The organism is Kaistia granuli DSM 23481 (assembly GCF_000380505.1).
Lineage (GTDB): Bacteria > Pseudomonadota > Alphaproteobacteria > Rhizobiales > Kaistiaceae > Kaistia > Kaistia granuli.
The window spans coordinates 47,046-64,286 of sequence record NZ_AQYH01000005.1 but is presented as its reverse complement, the minus strand read 5'-3'; the positions used below and the strand labels follow the sequence as shown (position 1 = coordinate 64,286).

Here is a 17,241-nt window from a genome sequence, read left to right as displayed (position 1 = left end):
CCGGCCGGAGCCTAGCCGGGCTTCCGGGTCGCCAGCGCCGCGGCGAGGCGGAGCTGGATGTCGTCGGCGACCGACTGGGCGGCGCGGTCCTCGGCGTCGATCCGGGCCCGCTGGTTGGCGAAGGCCTGGTTCGAGCGGTCATAGGAAGCGACGCCGCGGTTGAGCGAGCGCAGGATGACCTTGCCGGTGCTGATTTCCTTGAGCTCGTAGGTGACGGTGACCGTGACCGAATAGGCCGGCGCCGTCTCGTCGCGCTCGAAGCCGAGGCGGGCCTCGCGCGAGATCACGCGCATGGCGAGATCATAGCGCGGCGGCGCGGCCTTGCCGCCGCCGGTGAAGCCGAGGATCAGATTGTTGCGGACCTGCTGGCCGACGCGGTCGTTGACGTCCTCGATCGAGATCGCCGAGAGATCGGCCGCGACCTGCGGGCCGTTGGCGATCGGCATGTAGACCGGCTGGATCGTGCAGGCCGAGGCGAACAGGCCGAGGCCCAGGGCGACGAGGCCGCCCCGTGCCAGCCGCGCGACCCGCCCCGCGGTCGTGCCGGAGGCCGGCGTCGAATCCATTTTGTGATCAGACGACGACATTGACGATCCTCTTCGGCACGATGACGATCTTGCGGGGGGCACGGCCTTCCAGCGCCTTGATGACGCCGTCGAGGGCCAAGGTTGCGGCTTCGATGTCACTTTCCGACGCCGTGGCGGAGATTGTCAATTCCGCGCGCTTCTTGCCGTTGATCTGGATCGGCAGGACGAGCTCGTCCTCGGCCAGCAGCGCCGGATCGACGACGGGCCAGGCGGCCTCGGCGGCGAGACCGTCGCGGCCGAGCAGGACCCAGCATTCCTCGGCGAGGTGCGGGATCATCGGGCCGATGGCGGCGACCAGGAATTCCGCCGCTTCGCGCAGCGCGAAGGCGAGATCGGCCGCCGGGGGTTCGCCGCTGGTCTCGCTCTGCTTGCGCGCCGCCGAGATCGCTTCGGCGAAGACGTTGGCGAAGCCGTGGATGCGGGCGACGGCGACGTTGAAGCGCAGCCGGTCGATATCGTCCTCGACATGGGCGGCGAGCTTGTGCGTCGCCCGGCGCAGCGCCGTGGCCTCGGGACCGAAGGTCTCCGGCTTGGCGGCATCCGCCTGCGAGAGCTCGACGGCGTCGCCGACCAGGCGCCAGAGACGCTGGGTGAAGCGCCAGGCGCCTTCGATGCCGGCTTCCGTCCATTCGCTGTCGCGCTCGGGCGGCGTGTCGGAGAGCATGAACCAGCGGGCGCAGTCGACGCCGTAGGTCTCGGCCACCACTTCCGGCGGCACGACATTCTTCTTCGACTTCGACATCTTCTCCGGCGGACCGACGGTCACCGGCTCATCCGTGCCGATCTTGACCGAGGTGCCGTCGGCGCGCTTCTCGACCTCTTCCGGGAACAGCCACTTGCCGGCTGCATCCTTGTAGGTCTCGTGCACGATCATGCCCTGGGTGAACAGGCCGGCGAACGGCTCCGTCACCGAGACGCGCCCGGTGCGCTCCAGCGCGCGGGTGAAGAAGCGCGAATAGAGCAGGTGCAGGATCGCGTGCTCGATGCCGCCGATATACTGGTCGACCGGCAGCCACTGGTCGGCAGCCTCGTTCGAAAGCGGTGCCGCGCCGGGCTCGCTGGCGAAACGGGCGAAATACCAGGACGAATCGACGAACGTGTCCATCGTGTCCGTCTCGCGCGTCGCCGCGCCGCCGCATTTCGGGCAGTTGACGTGCTTCCAGGTCGGATGGCGGTCGAGCGGGTTGCCGGGCTGGTCGAAGGTGACGTCTTCCGGCAGCTTGACCGGCAGATCCGCCTTCGGCACCGCGACCGGGCCGCAGCTCGGGCAATGGATGATCGGGATCGGGCAGCCCCAGTAGCGCTGGCGCGAAATGCCCCAGTCGCGCAGGCGGAAATTCACCTGGCGCTTCGCCTGCGGTGCATTGCCGAGGATCTGGCCCTCGAGCCGCAGCGCGACGGCTTCCTTGGCTTCCGGGATCGTCATGCCGTTCATGAAGTCGGAACGGAACAGCGTGCCCTCGTCGGTATAGGCGACGTCGCCGACCTCGAAGGTGAGCGAATCCTCGCCCTCCGGCAGCACGACCGCCGTGACCGGCAGGCCATATTTGCGGGCGAAGTCGAGGTCGCGCTGATCATGCGCCGGGCAGCCGAACACGGCGCCGGTGCCGTAATCCATCAAGATGAAATTGGCGACATAGACCGGCAGGTACCAGCCCGGCACCAGCGGGTGCTTGGCGCGGATGCCGGTGTCGAAGCCCTTCTTTTCCTGCGTCTCGATCGCTTCGGCCGAGGTGCCGGTGCGGCGGCATTCGGCGATGAAGTCGGCCAGCTCCGGATTGCCGGCGGCCATCTTCTCGGCCAACGGGTGGTTGGCGGCGATGGCGACGAAGGAGGCGCCGTAGAGCGTGTCGGGACGGGTCGTGTAGACCTCGATCTCGGTCTCGCCCTGCGGCGCGGAAATGGCGTCGAGGCCGAAGCGGACCATCAGGCCCTCGGAGCGGCCGATCCAGTTCTTCTGCATCAGCCGGACCTTGTCCGGCCAGCGGTCGAGTTCGTCCAGCGCGCCGAGCAGCTCCTCGGCGAAATCGGTGATCTTGAAGAACCACTGCGACAGCTTGCGTCGCTCGACCAGCGCGCCCGAGCGCCAGCCGCGCCCGTCGATCACCTGCTCGTTGGCGAGCACCGTGTTGTCGATCGGGTCCCAGTTGACCTCGCTCTCCTTGCGATAGACCAGGCCGGCGGCATGGAAATCGGTGAAGATGCGCTGCTGTTCGGCGTAATAGGACGGATCGCAGGTGGCGATCTCACGGCTCCAGTCGAGCGACAGGCCGAGCAGCTTCAGCTGCGCCTTCATCGCCTCGATGTTCTCGTAGGTCCAGATCTTCGGGTGGCTGTTGCGCTCGATGGCGGCGTTCTCGGCCGGCAGGCCGAAGGCGTCCCAGCCCATCGGATGCAGGACGTTGAAGCCCTTCATGCGCTTGAAGCGCGCCACCACGTCGCCCATCACATAATTGCGGCCATGGCCGATATGGATGCGTCCCGACGGATAGGGGAACATTTCCAGCACGTAGTATTTCGGACGCGGATCGTCGTTCTTCGTCTCGAAAATGCTCTGATCGGCCCAGACACGCTGCCAGCGCGGTTCGGCATCACGAGGGTTGTAGCGTTCTATGGCCATGGTCCGTCGTCGAAAAAGAGAGGGAAAGGGCGGCTTCATGCCACCGGAACAGGGTGCGACCTTCACCAGAAACGCGCGGCCCGGTCAACCGCTATCGCTGACGCAGCGCCCGATCGGGCCACCGGAACGGCGCATCGGTTGAGCGATCCGGCCCGTCATGCTAGGCGCAGCGTCATCCTGCTCCGGAGGCACCATGCCCGATATCCTGTCCGATGATGTCCAAACCCGCCTTTCCTCCGTCCTCGCCCGGATCCGGGCAAAGGAGGCGGATGCGGCGCGCGCGGCCGGTTCGGTCCGGCTTATCGCCGTGTCGAAGACGTTCGGCGTCGACGAGATCCGTCCCGTCATCGCCGCCGGCCAGCGTCGCTTCGGCGAGAACCGCGTTCAGGAAGCGCAGGCGAAATGGCCGCTGCTGCGGCAGGAATGCGCCGATCTCGAACTGCATCTGATCGGCCCGCTGCAATCGAACAAGGCGAAGGAAGCCGTGGCGCTGTTCGACGCCATCCACACCGTCGATCGCGACAAGATCGCCGGCGCGCTGGCGGGCGAGATCGAGAAGCAGGGCCGGGCGCCGAAGCTGTTCGTCCAGGTCAACACCGGGCTGGAGCCGCAGAAGGCGGGCATCGCGCCGCGCGAGGCGGCCGAGTTCGTCGAGCGTTGCCGCGCCGTGCATGGCCTCGCGATCGACGGGCTGATGTGCATTCCGCCGGCCGGCGAGGCGTCGGGGCCGCATTTCGCCCTGCTCGCCAAGATGGCGGCGGAGATCGGAGTCGCCGAGCTGTCGATGGGCATGAGCGGCGATTTCGAGACGGCGATCGCCTTTGGCGCCACCTATGTGCGCGTCGGCGGCGCCATTTTCGGCTCGCGCCCGCCGATCGCCTCCGCCGTCGCTCCGGACGAGCCGGGCGAACAGGCCGTGTGAGGGCTTTGCCCTTGGCCCGTCAGTCCTCTGCGGGATTGCTGGTGGTTGTTCCTCCTTCACCTTTCCCTGAGGGAGAGGTCGGAGCGAAGCTCCGGGTGAGGGTTTGGGAACCATCCGGATAAGGCTCCGTCGGTCCGGCGTCTGAATTTCGAGGCTGTACCCGCCGGCCTGCCGCCGTCGACCTCCCCTCAGGGAGAGGTGAAGGGGAGGTTGCGCGACGTGGAGACCTCTCACCGCACCTCGATCGCCGCGCCGGGCCTTAGCCGCCGCAGGATCTTGCGCATGTCGGCAAGCGTGACGGCGACGCAGCCTTCCGTCGGCGTGAAGCCAGGCCTCGCCAGATGGAAGAAGATGGCGCTGCCGCCGCCCTGCCGGCGCGGCCTCAAGTTCCAGTCGAGGATGACGACGATGTCGTAGACGGCATCGTCTCGCCACATCGTCTCGGCGCTGGCCGGGTAGGGCAGCTCGACGGGGCGGTTGTAGTTGCGGTCGCCCTTGCCGTCGCACCAGCCGTCGCGCGGGCGCGAGCGGCGGAGCGGCAGCGCCGTCGTCGGGCGCCGGACCCGATCGGGGCGATAGCGCACCTCGAGCAGCGCATAGCGTCCGGCCGGCGTGCCGCCATCGCCCTCGCGCTTCGCATGGGTGACGCCGGACCGCCCGAGCGCGCAGGGAACCCTGAGATTGCCGAGCCGCAACGTGCCGCGCGTGCGGCAGCCAGGACGGGGCTCTACATGGAGGGTCTGTCGGTTGTGCAGGGACATGGGACTTTCGGAAGAAGCGTGGGCGCTTGCTTGCGCGCCGCCATATTTGGGGGCTAAACCTTAATCCATCGAATTAGAAGAATGCTTCGGTTCTTGCGACGAAAGCCGAAGAAAACGTCAGGGGCAAGCATCATGGCTGCACGGCGAATTCTGGTCGTCGACGATGACGACCTGCTGCGCGAAAGTCTTGTCGAGCAACTTTCCCTCTATGAAGAGTTCGAATTGCTCGATGAGCCGACGGCCACCAAGGGTGTCCAGCGGGCGCGTGGCGAGCCGACCGACCTGTTGATCATGGATGTGACGCTGCCCGACATGGATGGCCGCGAGGCGGTCAAGCTGTTGCGCAAGGGCGGCTTCAAGGCGCCGATCATCATGCTCACCGGGCATGATTCCGAATCCGACACCATTCTCGGCCTCGAGGCGGGGGCCAACGACTATGTGACGAAGCCGTTCCGCTTCGCCGTCCTGCTCGCCCGCATCCGCGCGCAATTGCGCCAGTTCGAGCAGAGCGAGGACGCGACCTTCTCGATCGGTCGCTATACCTTTCGTCCCAGCGCCAAATTGCTGCTCGACGAGCGCGGCCAGAAGATCCGGCTGACCGAGAAGGAAACATCGATCCTGAAATTCCTCTATCGTGCCGGCGAAAAAGTCGTCGGGCGCGACGTGCTGCTGCACGAAGTCTGGGGATATAATTCAGGCGTCACGACGCACACGCTCGAAACGCATATCTACCGGTTGCGGCAGAAGATCGAGCGCGAGCCCTCCATCGCGGAGCTGCTCGTGACGGAAGCCGGCGGCTACAAGCTGGTTCCATGAAACACAGACCGGTCAAGCGGCTTCGATCGCGGCTCGGGGCAGGAATTTCGGCGTGACGCTTGAACAGGATATTGCAAGGCTCTCGACGGTACCGCTGTTCGCGGAATTGGCGACGGACCATCTGCGGCTGATCGCCTTTAGTGCGACGAGGCTGGAACTGCCGGCGGGGCGGGTGCTGTTCCGCGCCGATTCGAAGGCGCTGTCCGGGTTTGTCGTGATGTCGGGCGAGATCGAGCTGTCGCGCGGCGGCGAGGAACGCGTGGTGCTCGGCGTCTATGGCCCGGGCACGCTGATCGGCGAGACGGCGCTGTTCATCGAGACACGGCGGCCGGCCACCGCGACGGCGGTCGGCGACGCGCTGGTGATCGAGATCGACCGCACGCTGATGCGGCGCATCCTGACCGAATATCCCGATGTCGCGGCGCGCATGCACACGCTGATCGCCGACCGGCTGATGGAGACGGTCGGCGAACTCGGCCGGCTCGAACACCGGCTCGACGCGGGGCGGTCCTAGGACTCAGTCGAGCACCGAGCCGCAGGTGAGGTTCGCCAGTGCGCCGGTCATGGCGCCGGCCCGGTCCGAGGCGACGAAGGCGGCGTAGTCGGCGATCTGATCGAGCCGCGGCAGGCGGCCGAGCTGCGTATCCTCCCGCGCATGCACCTCCAGCCACGCCTCCGTCGTCGTGCCGAAGCCGCGCGTCATGTCGTCGAACAGCTCGCGCGTATAGGACAGCGGCACGGCATCGGGAATGGCGTCCGACTTCAGGCAGATGACGCGGACGCCGAACTGGCCGAGCTCGACTGCGAGCAGCCGCGAAAACGTCTCGATCGCGCTGCAGGCGATGCCATGCGCCAGGAAGCCGGGGCGGGAAACGCGCGATCCGGGCGCCGTCAGCGTCAGGATGACGCCGCCGCCGCGAGGCCGCATGTGCCGCGCCACCGCCCTGGCGGTCAGGAAGTTGGTGCGCGTGTTGGCGCCGATCGTGTGTTCGAACTCACCGAGGCTGACCTCGGCCAGCGGCCGGCCCTGCTTGTGGGGGACGCTGACCGCGTTGAGGGCGATGTCGATGCCGCCGGCCCGGGCCGCGACCCGGTCGGCATGGTCGTTGACGGCCGCCTCGTCCTGCGCGTCGAGGATGTCGACGGTGACGCGGCCGCCCTCGGCGCGGATGTCGGCGGCGACGCGCTCGAGCCTTTCGAGCGTGCGGCCGGCGAGAAAGATCTCGGCGCCCTCGCGGGCGAAGGTGCGGGCGGTCGCGCCGCCGATGGCGCCGCCGCCACCATAGATCACGGCAATCTTGTCCTTGAGCAGCATGACAGCCTCCCTGGCTGGATGGGACGAATGCAGGACGGAACGTGGATCGGGTTAGGTCCGGGGCGGGCCCCGGAGCCGTTACCAGGGCGGAATGCGCTGGTCGTAGATCGCGTCGAGACGCGTCATGGTGCGCCAGAAGCTCTCGGGCGCCTCGCCGGCGAGATGGGCCGCCAGAATGTCGAGATGGGTGTGCCAGCCGGCCGAGACGCTGAGCAGCGCGTCGCGCGAGGGCAGGCGGGTGTGGGTCAGGCGGAACAACACCTTGTCGCCCTTCGGCTCCAGCTCGATCCGCACCTCCGAGGCGAGTTCACCGTCATGGTGCCAGCGATAGCCGAGGACACGCGGCGGTTCGAAGTGGGTGACTTCGCCGAAGATCCAGGTCGGCCCGACATGCCGCGCGTATTTTGGCGGCGGCCGATCGCCTTCGTCCGACAGGTCGGCATTGCGGATCTCGATCTCGACCCGGCCGCCGACACGCGGCTCGATGTCGCCGCCGCCGATCCAGGCGCGACGCTTGTCGGGATCGACCAGATAGCTCCAGAGCCGGTCGATCGGGCCGGGCATCAGCCGTTCGATGCGAACGGCGTCGCGAGCGATGATTTCGCCAAGCATGTTCATGATCCGGTTCCTTTCGGAGGGGCCTGCTGATCGTCCGGCTTCGGGTCGGCGCGCTTCGTGTCCGCGTCTTCGGAAGCGAGCAGGCCTTCGAGCACGTCGATGCGCTGGTTCCAGAGCTTCTCGTAGTGGCGCATCCACTCCATGCCGGCATGGATCGGCGCTGTGTCGAGCCGGCACATATGGGTGCGGCCGTTGACGGTGCGGGCGATCAGGCCGGCGCGCTCCAGCACCTTGATGTGCTTCGACGCCGCGGCGAGCGTGATCGAGAACGGCGCGGCAAGTTCGCCGACGGTCTGCTCCGAGTGGGACAATCGCGCCACCATCGCCCGCCGGGTCGGATCGGCAAGGGCGTGGAACACGTCGTCGAGCTGGGGTGCGCTATAGTCAACCATGTAGTTGAATATAGTCTGTATCGGCGAATAGTCAACCGATCGGTATAATTATTCCCTACGGGTCGTTTGGGCGACCCTTCGCGTTTTCGGGAGGGGAATCTTCTCGCGGCCAGCGATATTCCCGACGACGCAACCCTCCCCAAGGTCGCCCCAAGGCGATCTTGGCCCTCCCTCAAGGGGAGGGTTCAGGCTTCAAAGTCCCTAAACCGCGATGCGGGCGATGACCGGGACGTGGTCGGACGGCTTGTTCCAGCCGCGCGCCTCGGTAATGACTTTGATGTCCTTCAGGCGCGCCTTCAGCGGCGGCGTGACCCAGACATGGTCGAGGCGGCGGCCGCGATTGGAAGTCTCCCAATCCTTGGCCCGGTAGCTCCACCAGGTGTAGAGCTTCTCGTCCATCGGCACGAACTGGCGCATGGCGTCGATCCAGCCGCCGGCCTCGCGCACTTCTTCCAGCAGCCTGGTTTCGACCGGCGTGTGGCTGACGACGTTCAGCAGCTGCTTGTGCGACCAGACATCGTGCTCATATGGGGCGATGTTGAGGTCGCCGACCAGGATCGCCGGGCCGCTGGTCTCGGCGCCGGTCAGCCAGCTCTTCATCTCGTTCAGGAAACCGAGCTTGTGCTCGAACTTGTCGTTGATCGCGGGATCGGGCTCGTCGCCGCCGGCCGGCACGTAGAAATTGTGCAGCGTGATCGGCAGGTCGCGGTCGGTCAGGGCGACCTGGACGTGGCGCGCATCCTCCTTGCCGTAGAAGCCGCGCCGCTTCGTCTCGACGAAGGGCTTGCGCGAGACGGTGGCGACGCCGTGATAGCCCTTCTGGCCGTGCACCGCCTGGTGGACATAGCCGAGTTTGTTGAAGGCACCGGCCGGGAAATTGTCCTCAATGCACTTGATTTCCTGCAGGCAGAGGACGTCGGGTCGATGCGCCTCGAGGAAGGACGTGACGAGATCGATCCGGAGACGGACCGAATTGATGTTCCAGGTCGCAATGCTGATGGTCATGAAGAGTTTCCGGCGGCGGGAAGAGCGCCGGGTCGGCATACGGGATCGCGCCGCCGATCGCCAAGCAAAATCAGCGAGCGGGCTTGTGTGGACTTGCTGGGCGAGTTCCCGACGGACATTTCACCTCTCCCTGACGGAGAGGTCGGCCCGCAGAGCCGGGCGAGGGTTTTGGGGAATTCTCCGGTGAGGGTGTGAACTCTCACCCGCCGATCTTCGGTCGTCGACCTCTCCCTCAGGGAGAGGTGACGAAAACCGGGTGCTTCGAGTCGAAAGGCTCGCTCCACAAAAGGAAACGCCCAGCTCCGGGGGGGAAGCTGGGCGTTGCGCTTTTCAGCGCCTTGCGCCCGTCTGAGACGCGGCGCTTCGCGGGACCATCTTCGGCGAGACGGGGGGCACTACCGATCGATGGAATGGCCCGCTGTTTCTAACATTTGGGGAAGCCGGCGCCGGATTCAAGGACCACTGCGATAATCCGGCATCACCGTCGTTCACATCGGCGCGAGCCGATTACTTCAGGCTCTTGTTCGGCAGGTAGTAGTCGATCTTGAAATGTTTCGGATCGGCCGCCTTGCCGATTTCCACGTCATAGACGGCGACCGAGGTATCGAGACCCTGGGCGTCGGTGACGACCCACTGGCGCAGCTCGAAGGTGCGGTTGTCGAAGATCAGCTTCAGGCTGCCGCCGCCGAACGCGCTCTCCTGCTCGAGCACGAGCGAGATCAGGTCCGGCTCCTCGATCAGCTTGCGGACGATGTTGGACGAGGTCAGGTCGATGCGGTCGGCGAGCAGATAGCGCAGCGGCGTCCGCTTCAACGGATAGAGGTCCTGCGTGCGGAGCTTGTTGTCGCGGATCGCGACCTGGTTGCCGTCGCTGACGACGTCCATCCGGACCGGCGGGCTGTAGTTGAAGCGGATCTTGCCGGGACGCGCGATAAAGAACACGCCCTCCGACTGCTCGCCATTCGGGCCGAACTGGATGAACCGGCCCTGCATGGTGCGGATCGAGTTGAAATAGGTATTGATCTTGTTGAGCGCCGCCTTCTGGTTGGCGTTGAAGGCGGCGTGCGCCTCCCCGGTCATCAGCGCCGGACCGGCCGCGACGGCGACCGCGATGCCGGCCGAAAGAGCCAGGAAGCGACGCCGTGTGAAACCCTTGTCCGTGTCGATCATCACCATGCGCATCCTTCGCGTCCTGGGCCGGATTGGCCGGTGTTTCCTGGGCGGGCGATCCGTGTCCCGTCGTCACCCGGCCTGCATCTAGGACTGCCGGATGGCGATTTCGGGGCGTCAGAACCGTCCGTCATCCTCGCCGCCGACCAGGATCTCGCGCTTGCCGGCATGATTGGCGGGGCCGACCAGCCCTTCCTGCTCCATCCGCTCGATCAGCGAAGCGGCGCGGTTGTAGCCGATGGAAAGGCGACGCTGGATATAACTGGTGGAGGCCTTGCGATCGCGCAAGACCACCGCGACGGCCTTGTCGTAGAGGTCGTTCGACTCCTCGCCACCGAGCACTGCCGCCGGATCACCGCCACCCTCGTCCTCGCCGTCATCCTCGGTGATGGCGTCGAGATAGTCGGGCCGGCCCTGCAGCTTCAGGTGGCCGACGATCTTCTCGACCTCCTCGTCGGATACGAAGGGGCCGTGCACGCGCTGGATGCGGCCGCCGCCGGCCATGTAGAGCATGTCGCCCTGGCCGAGCAGCTGTTCCGCGCCCTGTTCGCCCAAAATGGTGCGGCTGTCGATCTTCGAGGTGACCTGGAACGAGATGCGGGTCGGGAAGTTGGCCTTGATCGTGCCGGTGATGACGTCGACCGAGGGACGCTGCGTCGCCATAATGACGTGGATGCCGGCGGCGCGCGCCATCTGGGCCAGGCGTTGCACCGTGCCCTCGATGTCCTTGCCGGCCACCATCATCAGATCCGCCATCTCGTCGATGATCACGACGATATAGGGGATCGGCTCCAGCGGCAGGTCTTCCTGCTCGTAGATCGCCTCGCCGGTCTCCTTGTCGAAGCCAGTCTGGATCGTGCGGGTCAGGATCTCGCCGCGCGCCTTGGCCTGGCCGACGCGGGCATTGTAGCCGTCGATGTTGCGCACACCGACCTTCGACATCTTGCGATAGCGGTCCTCCATCTCGCGCACGGTCCATTTGAGCGCGACGACGGCCTTCTTCGGATCGGTGACGACGGGGGTCAGCAGATGCGGGATGCCGTCATAGATGGAGAGTTCCAGCATCTTCGGGTCGATCATGATCAGCCGGCACTCGGCCGGCGTCAGCCGGTAGAGCAGCGACAGGATCATGGTGTTGATGGCGACCGACTTGCCCGAGCCGGTGGTGCCGGCGACGAGCAGATGCGGCATGCGCGACAGGTCGACGACGACCGGCTCGCCACCGATCGTCTTGCCGAGGCCGATCGGCAGACGGGCCTTCGAATGCTCGAAATCCTCGGCCGCCAGCATTTCGCGCAGGAACACCATCTCGCGGCGGGCGTTCGGCAGCTCGATGCCGATGGCGTTCTTGCCGGGAATGACGGCGACGCGGGCGGCGATGGCGCTCATCGAGCGGGCGATGTCGTCGGCAAGTCCGATGACGCGCGACGACTTGATGCCGGGCGCCGGCTCCAGCTCGTACAGCGTGACGACGGGGCCGGGGCGGACATGGATGATCTCGCCGCGAATGCCGAAATCGTCGAGCACGCCCTCGAGCACGCGGGCGTTCTGCTCCAGCGCCTCGGTGTTGATCTTGGCGCGCGGATCGACGGCGCGGGGCGGCGTCAGGAAGTCGAGCGCCGGCAGTTCGAACACGTCGTTCGGGCCGCGCGTCGGCTGGGCTTCGCGGGTCTGGCGCTTGCCGGGCTTGGCACGGGCGGCGGGCACACGGGCCGGTGCCGCGACGGGCGCGAGGTCGATATCGGCGTCGTCCTCCTCCGACCAGTCGTCGAAATCGTCTTCAGGCTCGGCGATCCGGGCGCGGGCGGGAGCCTTGGCGCCGGCCAGGCGCGGCTCGACGCGGTCGCGCTGCGGGCGACCGTCGACATCGGCGCCGGCGTGGCGCTCCTGCAGCTCGCCGCGATTGCGGCCGAACAGGCGGGCGAGGCTCGCCTTGGCCGAGTAGCCGAAATGGGCGAGCGCGCCGAGCGGCACGGTGAAGAAGCTCGAACGCTCCTCCTCGCCGAGCAGATCGTCATTGTCGTCGAAGCGCTCTTCCGGACGCTGGCGCTTCGGCGTCGACCGCACGGGCTCGTTCACCGAGGCGCGTTCATCGGATTGCCGGCCGAAGCGGATGAAGGCGGTCGAATGCAGGAACAGCGCCAGCGCGACGAGGCCGAACAGCGCGCCGGCGACGATCGTCGTGGTCTGGGTGACGGGCGTGCCGACCACCAGGCCGGGCAGGCGGGCGAAGATGTCGCCGATGACGCCGCCCATCCCGGTCGGCAGCGGCCATTTGGCCGTCACGGGGACAAGCGCCACCAGGGCGGCCGCGAAGGCGCTGGCGCCGAGCCAGGAGAGCAGCATCGTCTTGGCGAAAGGCCGTCCTCCGAACAGCCCGCGCCAGCCCCAGATCACGGCCGGCAGAAGCAGGACCGCGACGGCGAGGCCGAAGAACTGCATCAACAGATCAGCGATGATCGCGCCCGGCAGGCCGAGGACGTTCACCGCCTCCTTGTCGACCGCGTAGGACAGGGACGGATCATCGACCGCCCATGTCGCGAGGCTCGCCGCGACGGCGGCCGTGCCGGCGATGAGCGCCAGCCCCGTCAGCAGCCGGACATGGCGGCGGAGGAGCCTGCGGATGCCGTCGTCTTCCTCGGAAGGCAGAGGCAGCGAAACCGATCGTGTCGAACGCATTATCCGGTCATGTCCTTTGCACTTTTAGCCGAGAACACGCGCCATACGGGTGAGCGCTTCCTGGGTGGTGGCTAGATCCTGCACCATGGCGACGCGAAGATAGGGCGTGCCCGGATTGGAACCGTCGGGACGCGGCAGCGAAAGATAGGCGCCGGGAATGGTCCGGACGCCCGCCTCCTGCCAGAGCTTGACCGCCGCCGCTTCGCCGTCGCCCACTTCGAGCCACAGGAAGAAGCCGCCCTCCGGCGTCCTGGCGCGGATGTTCGGCCCGAGGATCGCGGTGGCAGCGGCATATTTGGCGTTGTACTGCGCCCGGTTGTCGGCGACGTGGCTCTCGTCCTCATAGGCGGCGATGGCGACGGCCTGGATCGGGCCGGGCACCTGCGGCGCCGCGATGTTGCGAAAGCGCATCCATTCGGCGAGGAAATCCGGATCGCCGGCGACGAAGCCGCAGCGCAGCCCCGGCAGGTTCGATCGCTTCGACAGCGAATGGAAAACCAGGACGTTGGCATAGCCGCTGCCAAGCTGGTCGGCCGCCTGCAGCGCGCCGGGCGGCGGCACGTCGCGGTAGATTTCCGAATAGCATTCGTCGGCGAACACCATGAAGTCGAACCGGCGTGCGGTCTCGAGGACCCGCGTCCAGTCCTCCAGCGTCGCGACGTCGCCCTGCGGGGCGGTCGGTGACGCGATGTAGAGTGCGATGGTGCGCGCCAGAACGTCGTCGGAAATCCGGCCGAGATCGGGGATCGAGCGGGCGTCGGCGCCGTCATCGAGCAGCACGATCTCCGCCCCCGCCACTTCGGCGCCGGCGGCATAGGCCTGGTAGAACGGATTGGGCAGCAGAACGACCGGCTTTTCGATCTCCGGACGGCGCTGGCGGGCGGACAGCGCGGCGAGCGCGAGGCCTTCGCGCGAACCGTTCAGCGGCAGCACCATGCGCTCGGGATCGATGGTCGTGGCAAGCTGGTAGCGACGGTCGAGCCAGCGGGCGACGGTGCCGCGGAAGGCGTCGGTGCCGCGCACCGGGGGGTAGCGTCCGAACAGCGCGATATTCTCCGCGATCACCGGCGCCACGAAAGCGGGGACGGGATGCTGCGGCTCGCCGATGGTCAGGTTGATCGGCGCTTGCCCGGCGGGAATGCCGGCCAGCCGGTCGTTCAGACGGGCGAAGGGAGAAGAGGCTTTGCGGGCGCTCGTCGGGCCGAGCATGACGCCGATCCTTGTTTTCGAAGACTGATAAATCGACCCTAACGGCCGTTGGTTAAGCCGGCTTTAACCATCCCGGGCGTGCGGCGAAAAAAAGACCCCGGCGCAAGGCCGGGGTCTCTCGGGTCTGGAAGGTGTTGTTTTTGTTGCGGCGGGCGCCGGGGCGCCCGGCCGGATCAGTTGTGGTAGGCGCGCTCGCCGTGCTCGACGATGTCGAGGCCTTCGCTCTCGACTTCCGGACGGACGCGCAGACCGACGATGACGTCGACGATCTTGTAGAGGATGGCCGAGCCGATGCCGGACCAGACGACGGTGAACAGCACGCCTTCGATCTGCACCCAGAGCTGGTGGCCCATGGCGTAGCCCTCGATGCCGACACCGCCGAGCGACGGGCTGACCAGGATGCCGGTGGCGATCGCGCCGACGATGCCGCCGACGCCATGGATGCCGAACACGTCCAGGCTGTCGTCATAGCCGAAACGGTTCTTCACCGTGGTGACGAAGAAGAAGCAGATGATCGACGCGCCGAAGCCGAGCACGATGGCGCCGACCGGGCCGATGAAGCCGGCGGCCGGGGTGACGGCGACCAGACCGGTGACGACGCCCGAGATGCCGCCCAGCATGGAGGGCTTGCCGCGGACGATCCATTCGATCAGCGACCAGCCGATGGCGGCACCCGCCGTGGCGACGAAGGTGTTGATGGTGGCGAGACCGGCGACGGCGCCGGCCGAGAGCGCCGAGCCGGCGTTGAAGCCGAACCAGCCGACCCAGAGCATGGCCGCGCCGACCATGGAGAGCGTCAGCGAATGGGGCGGCATCAGATCCTTGCCGAGGCCGGCCCGCTTGCCGATGATCAGCGCGCCGACCAGGCCGGCGATACCGGCATTGATATGGACGACCGTGCCGCCGGCGAAATCAAGCGCGCCGCGCTGGAACAGCCAGCCGGTCGACTGCCAGACCGAATGGGCGATCGGCAGGTAGACGACGGTGATCCAGAGGATCATGAACAGGATCACGGCCGAGAACCTCGTGCGCTCGGCGAACGAGCCGACGACGAGTGTCGCGGTGATCGCCGCGAAGGTCATCTGGAACGACAGGAAGACATATTCCGGGATCGTGCCGGAGAGCGTGTCCGGCTTGATGCCGGCGAGGAACGCCTTCGACAGGCCGCCGATCAGCGCGCCGCCATCGGTGAAGGCGAGGCTGTAGCCGTAGAACACCCAGATGATCATCGCGACGCAGGCGATCAGCAGGACCTGCATCAGCACGGAAAGCATGTTCTTGGCGCGGACGAGACCGCCGTAGAACAGCGCGACGCCAGGCACGATCATGGCCAGCACCAGCACGGTCGAGATCAGCATCCAGGCGGTGTCGCCGGAATTCAGCGTCGGCGTGGCGGCGGCGACGGCGGCCTCGGCCGCTTCAACGGCCGGCTCGGCGGTGTCCTGGGCAAAGGCGACCGCCGCCGATGCGAGGAGCGCGCCACCCGCGCCCACCAGGGAAAGTGCATTTCGAAGCTTCATGGAACCTCTCCTGTCGAACCGACCCTGTGGTCGGCTGCCGGCGCCCGGGACGCGTGTCCTTCTCGCGGCTGTTGTTCGATGTGATGCTCGGAGTCGCGCGACGCTCTGCAGCGTCGGCGGATCGCGCTAGAGGGCGTCCGTATCGGTCTCGCCGGTGCGGATGCGGACGGCCTGCTCGATCTGGTAGACGAAGATCTTGCCGTCGCCGATCTGGCCGGTCTTGGCGGCGGCGGCGATCGCCTCGACGACGGCGTCGACCGCCTCGGTCGCCACCGCGACCTCGATCTTCAGCTTCGGCAGGAAGCTCACCGCATACTCGGCGCCCCGGTAGATCTCGGTATGCCCCTTCTGGCGGCCGTAGCCCTTCACTTCCGTCACCGTCAGGCCCTGGACGCCGATCGCCGTCAGGGCGTCGCGGACTTCGTCCAGCTTGAACGGTTTGATAATCGCCATCACGATTTGCATGTGTCTCGATTCCCGTCTTTCTCTGGCAGCTCAAGAACCGCGCGGCCTGACAAGCCACGCGGCGGCGTTCACTGGCGATGACCATTCAAGGTCCGTGCCAACTGCCGTCCGGGCGTCGGGAAAAAATGCGATTCGCGTAAAAGCGCGTCAGTCGAACGGATGCGATCCGAGGCCTCGCCTCGGTCTTGCCGCAAATTGTGCCTGCTTTGCAGGCAGTCGAATTGTTGTGATTATTTTTTAGGCTGAGAGGGTCGGGTCAGCGCCAGCGAATTGTGCGCCGATGCCTCGACCGGGCGCACGAGCCCTTCCTGCGCGACCGAGGCGACGAGGACGCCGCGCCGGTCGAACAGGCTGCCGCGGTTGAAGCCGCGCGCGCCATGCGCCGAGGGGCTGTCCTCGACATAGAGCAGCCAGTCATCGATCCGGAACGGCCGGTGGAACCACATCGCATGATCGAGGCTGGCGACCTGCACGCTCGGATCGAAGGCGGAGCGGCCATGCGCGAGCAGGGTGGTGTCGAGCAGCGTCAGGTCCGACGCATAGGCGAGCACGCAGCTGTTCAGCACCGGGTCGTCGCCGATCGAGGTCTTGGCCCGCATCCAGATCGCATGGCCCTGGCGCGGCTCGGCACGGGTGAAGAAGCCTTCGAGGTCGACCGGCCGGAGCTCGATCGGCCGGAGTCGCTCCCAGTAGAGCCGCACGCCCTCTGGCGCGCCGTCGAGCAGGGCGGCGGTGTGCGGGCCGTCGACCGGCAGATCCTCCGGCGGCGGCACGTCCGGCATGGTGATCTGGTGATCGAAGCCTTCTTCGCGGATGTGGAAGGAGGCCGACATGACGAAGATCGAGCGGCCGTGCTGGGTCGCGACCACGCGGCGCGTCGAGAAGCTGCCGCCGTCGCGAACCCGCTCGACCTCGTAGATGATCGGCGCGGCCGGGTCGCCAAGGCGCAGGAAATAGCAATGCAGCGAGTGCACGTGCCGGTCGGGCTCGACCGTGCGCGAGGCGGCGACCAGCGACTGGCCGATCACCTGGCCGCCAAAGACGCGCTGCCAGCCGGGATCGAAGCTGCGACCCCGGAACAGATTGTGTTCCAGCGGTTCCAGATCGAGTATCGAGAGGAGGTCGTCGATCATGCGGGAGTGTTCTTGCAGCGGTTCGGCGG

General features: G+C 66.8%; 16 protein-coding genes. 3 read left to right on the top strand and 13 right to left on the bottom strand.

From position 1 onward, the window contains the following. Positions 1–11 precede the first annotated feature (11 nt). Together lptE and leuS are read right to left on the bottom strand one after the other, a co-directional pair. Positions 12–566 carry an LPS assembly lipoprotein LptE gene (gene lptE, locus G342_RS23405; RefSeq protein WP_018182194.1) on the bottom strand — a complete coding sequence of 185 codons (555 nt, stop codon included), beginning with the start codon at positions 564–566 and terminating at the stop codon, positions 12–14. Positions 567–573: 7 nt separating this feature from the next. Next, a complete protein-coding gene (gene leuS, locus G342_RS0105940) occupies positions 574–3,207 on the bottom strand; it encodes a leucine--tRNA ligase (protein ID WP_018182193.1) in 2,634 nt (877 codons plus the stop codon). 193 nt (positions 3,208–3,400) lie between these two features. Here leuS and G342_RS23400 point away from each other — a divergent pair, with 193 nt between their 5' ends. Beyond that, on the top strand, positions 3,401–4,129 hold the full coding sequence (locus G342_RS23400) for a YggS family pyridoxal phosphate-dependent enzyme (RefSeq protein ID WP_018182192.1): 729 nt from the start codon (positions 3,401–3,403) through the stop codon (positions 4,127–4,129). A gap of 230 nt (positions 4,130–4,359) precedes the next feature. Here the strand turns inward: G342_RS23400 and G342_RS0105930 are convergent, their stop codons facing one another. After that, positions 4,360–4,890 carry a L,D-transpeptidase family protein gene (locus G342_RS0105930; protein WP_040878353.1) on the bottom strand — a complete coding sequence of 177 codons (531 nt, stop codon included), beginning with the start codon at positions 4,888–4,890 and terminating at the stop codon, positions 4,360–4,362. 132 nt (positions 4,891–5,022) lie between these two features. On the opposite strand from G342_RS0105930, the gene G342_RS0105925 reads away from it, so the two are divergent. Both G342_RS0105925 and G342_RS0105920 read left to right on the top strand, forming a co-directional pair. Next, positions 5,023–5,706, top strand: coding sequence for a response regulator transcription factor (locus G342_RS0105925; protein WP_018182190.1), 684 nt, complete (start codon positions 5,023–5,025; stop codon positions 5,704–5,706). 52 nt (positions 5,707–5,758) lie between these two features. After that, the gene (locus tag G342_RS0105920; protein WP_018182189.1) at positions 5,759–6,220 is read left to right on the top strand and encodes a cyclic nucleotide-binding domain-containing protein; all 462 of its coding nucleotides are present in this window, start codon (positions 5,759–5,761) and stop codon (positions 6,218–6,220) included. Positions 6,221–6,223: 3 nt separating this feature from the next. Here the strand turns inward: G342_RS0105920 and G342_RS0105915 are convergent, their stop codons facing one another. From G342_RS0105915 to tesB, 10 genes are all read right to left on the bottom strand, one after another. Next, positions 6,224–7,021: an SDR family NAD(P)-dependent oxidoreductase gene (locus G342_RS0105915; protein WP_018182188.1), complete on the bottom strand. Its 798-nt coding sequence runs from the start codon at positions 7,019–7,021 to the stop codon at positions 6,224–6,226. A 78-nt stretch (positions 7,022–7,099) separates the two neighbouring features. Then, positions 7,100–7,639 carry an SRPBCC family protein gene (locus G342_RS0105910; RefSeq protein ID WP_018182187.1) on the bottom strand — a complete coding sequence of 180 codons (540 nt, stop codon included), beginning with the start codon at positions 7,637–7,639 and terminating at the stop codon, positions 7,100–7,102. Next, positions 7,636–8,031 (bottom strand): ArsR/SmtB family transcription factor, encoded by a 396-nt coding sequence (locus G342_RS0105905; protein WP_018182186.1) that lies wholly within the window; start codon positions 8,029–8,031, stop codon positions 7,636–7,638. The genes G342_RS0105910 and G342_RS0105905 overlap by 4 nt, the downstream gene beginning before the upstream one ends. Positions 8,032–8,232: 201 nt before the next feature. Then, positions 8,233–9,036, bottom strand: a complete 804-nt coding sequence (gene xth, locus G342_RS0105900) for an exodeoxyribonuclease III (RefSeq protein ID WP_018182185.1) — start codon at positions 9,034–9,036, stop codon at positions 8,233–8,235. 507 nt (positions 9,037–9,543) lie between these two features. Further along, positions 9,544–10,212, bottom strand: coding sequence for a LolA family protein (locus G342_RS0105895; protein ID WP_018182184.1), 669 nt, complete (start codon positions 10,210–10,212; stop codon positions 9,544–9,546). A 111-nt stretch (positions 10,213–10,323) separates the two neighbouring features. Further along, positions 10,324–12,885 (bottom strand): FtsK/SpoIIIE family DNA translocase, encoded by a 2,562-nt coding sequence (locus tag G342_RS0105890; RefSeq protein ID WP_018182183.1) that lies wholly within the window; start codon positions 12,883–12,885, stop codon positions 10,324–10,326. Positions 12,886–12,909: 24 nt separating this feature from the next. Beyond that, complete coding sequence (locus G342_RS0105885) at positions 12,910–14,094, bottom strand: aminotransferase class I/II-fold pyridoxal phosphate-dependent enzyme (protein ID WP_018182182.1); 1,185 nt, start codon at positions 14,092–14,094, stop codon at positions 12,910–12,912. 173 nt (positions 14,095–14,267) lie between these two features. Next, on the bottom strand, positions 14,268–15,614 hold the full coding sequence (locus G342_RS0105880) for an ammonium transporter (protein WP_018182181.1): 1,347 nt from the start codon (positions 15,612–15,614) through the stop codon (positions 14,268–14,270). A gap of 126 nt (positions 15,615–15,740) precedes the next feature. Further along, a complete protein-coding gene (locus tag G342_RS0105875; RefSeq protein ID WP_018182180.1) occupies positions 15,741–16,079 on the bottom strand; it encodes a P-II family nitrogen regulator in 339 nt (112 codons plus the stop codon). A 230-nt stretch (positions 16,080–16,309) separates the two neighbouring features. Further along, positions 16,310–17,212: an acyl-CoA thioesterase II gene (gene tesB, locus G342_RS23395; protein ID WP_018182179.1), complete on the bottom strand. Its 903-nt coding sequence runs from the start codon at positions 17,210–17,212 to the stop codon at positions 16,310–16,312. Between the last annotated feature and the right edge of the window lie 29 nt (positions 17,213–17,241).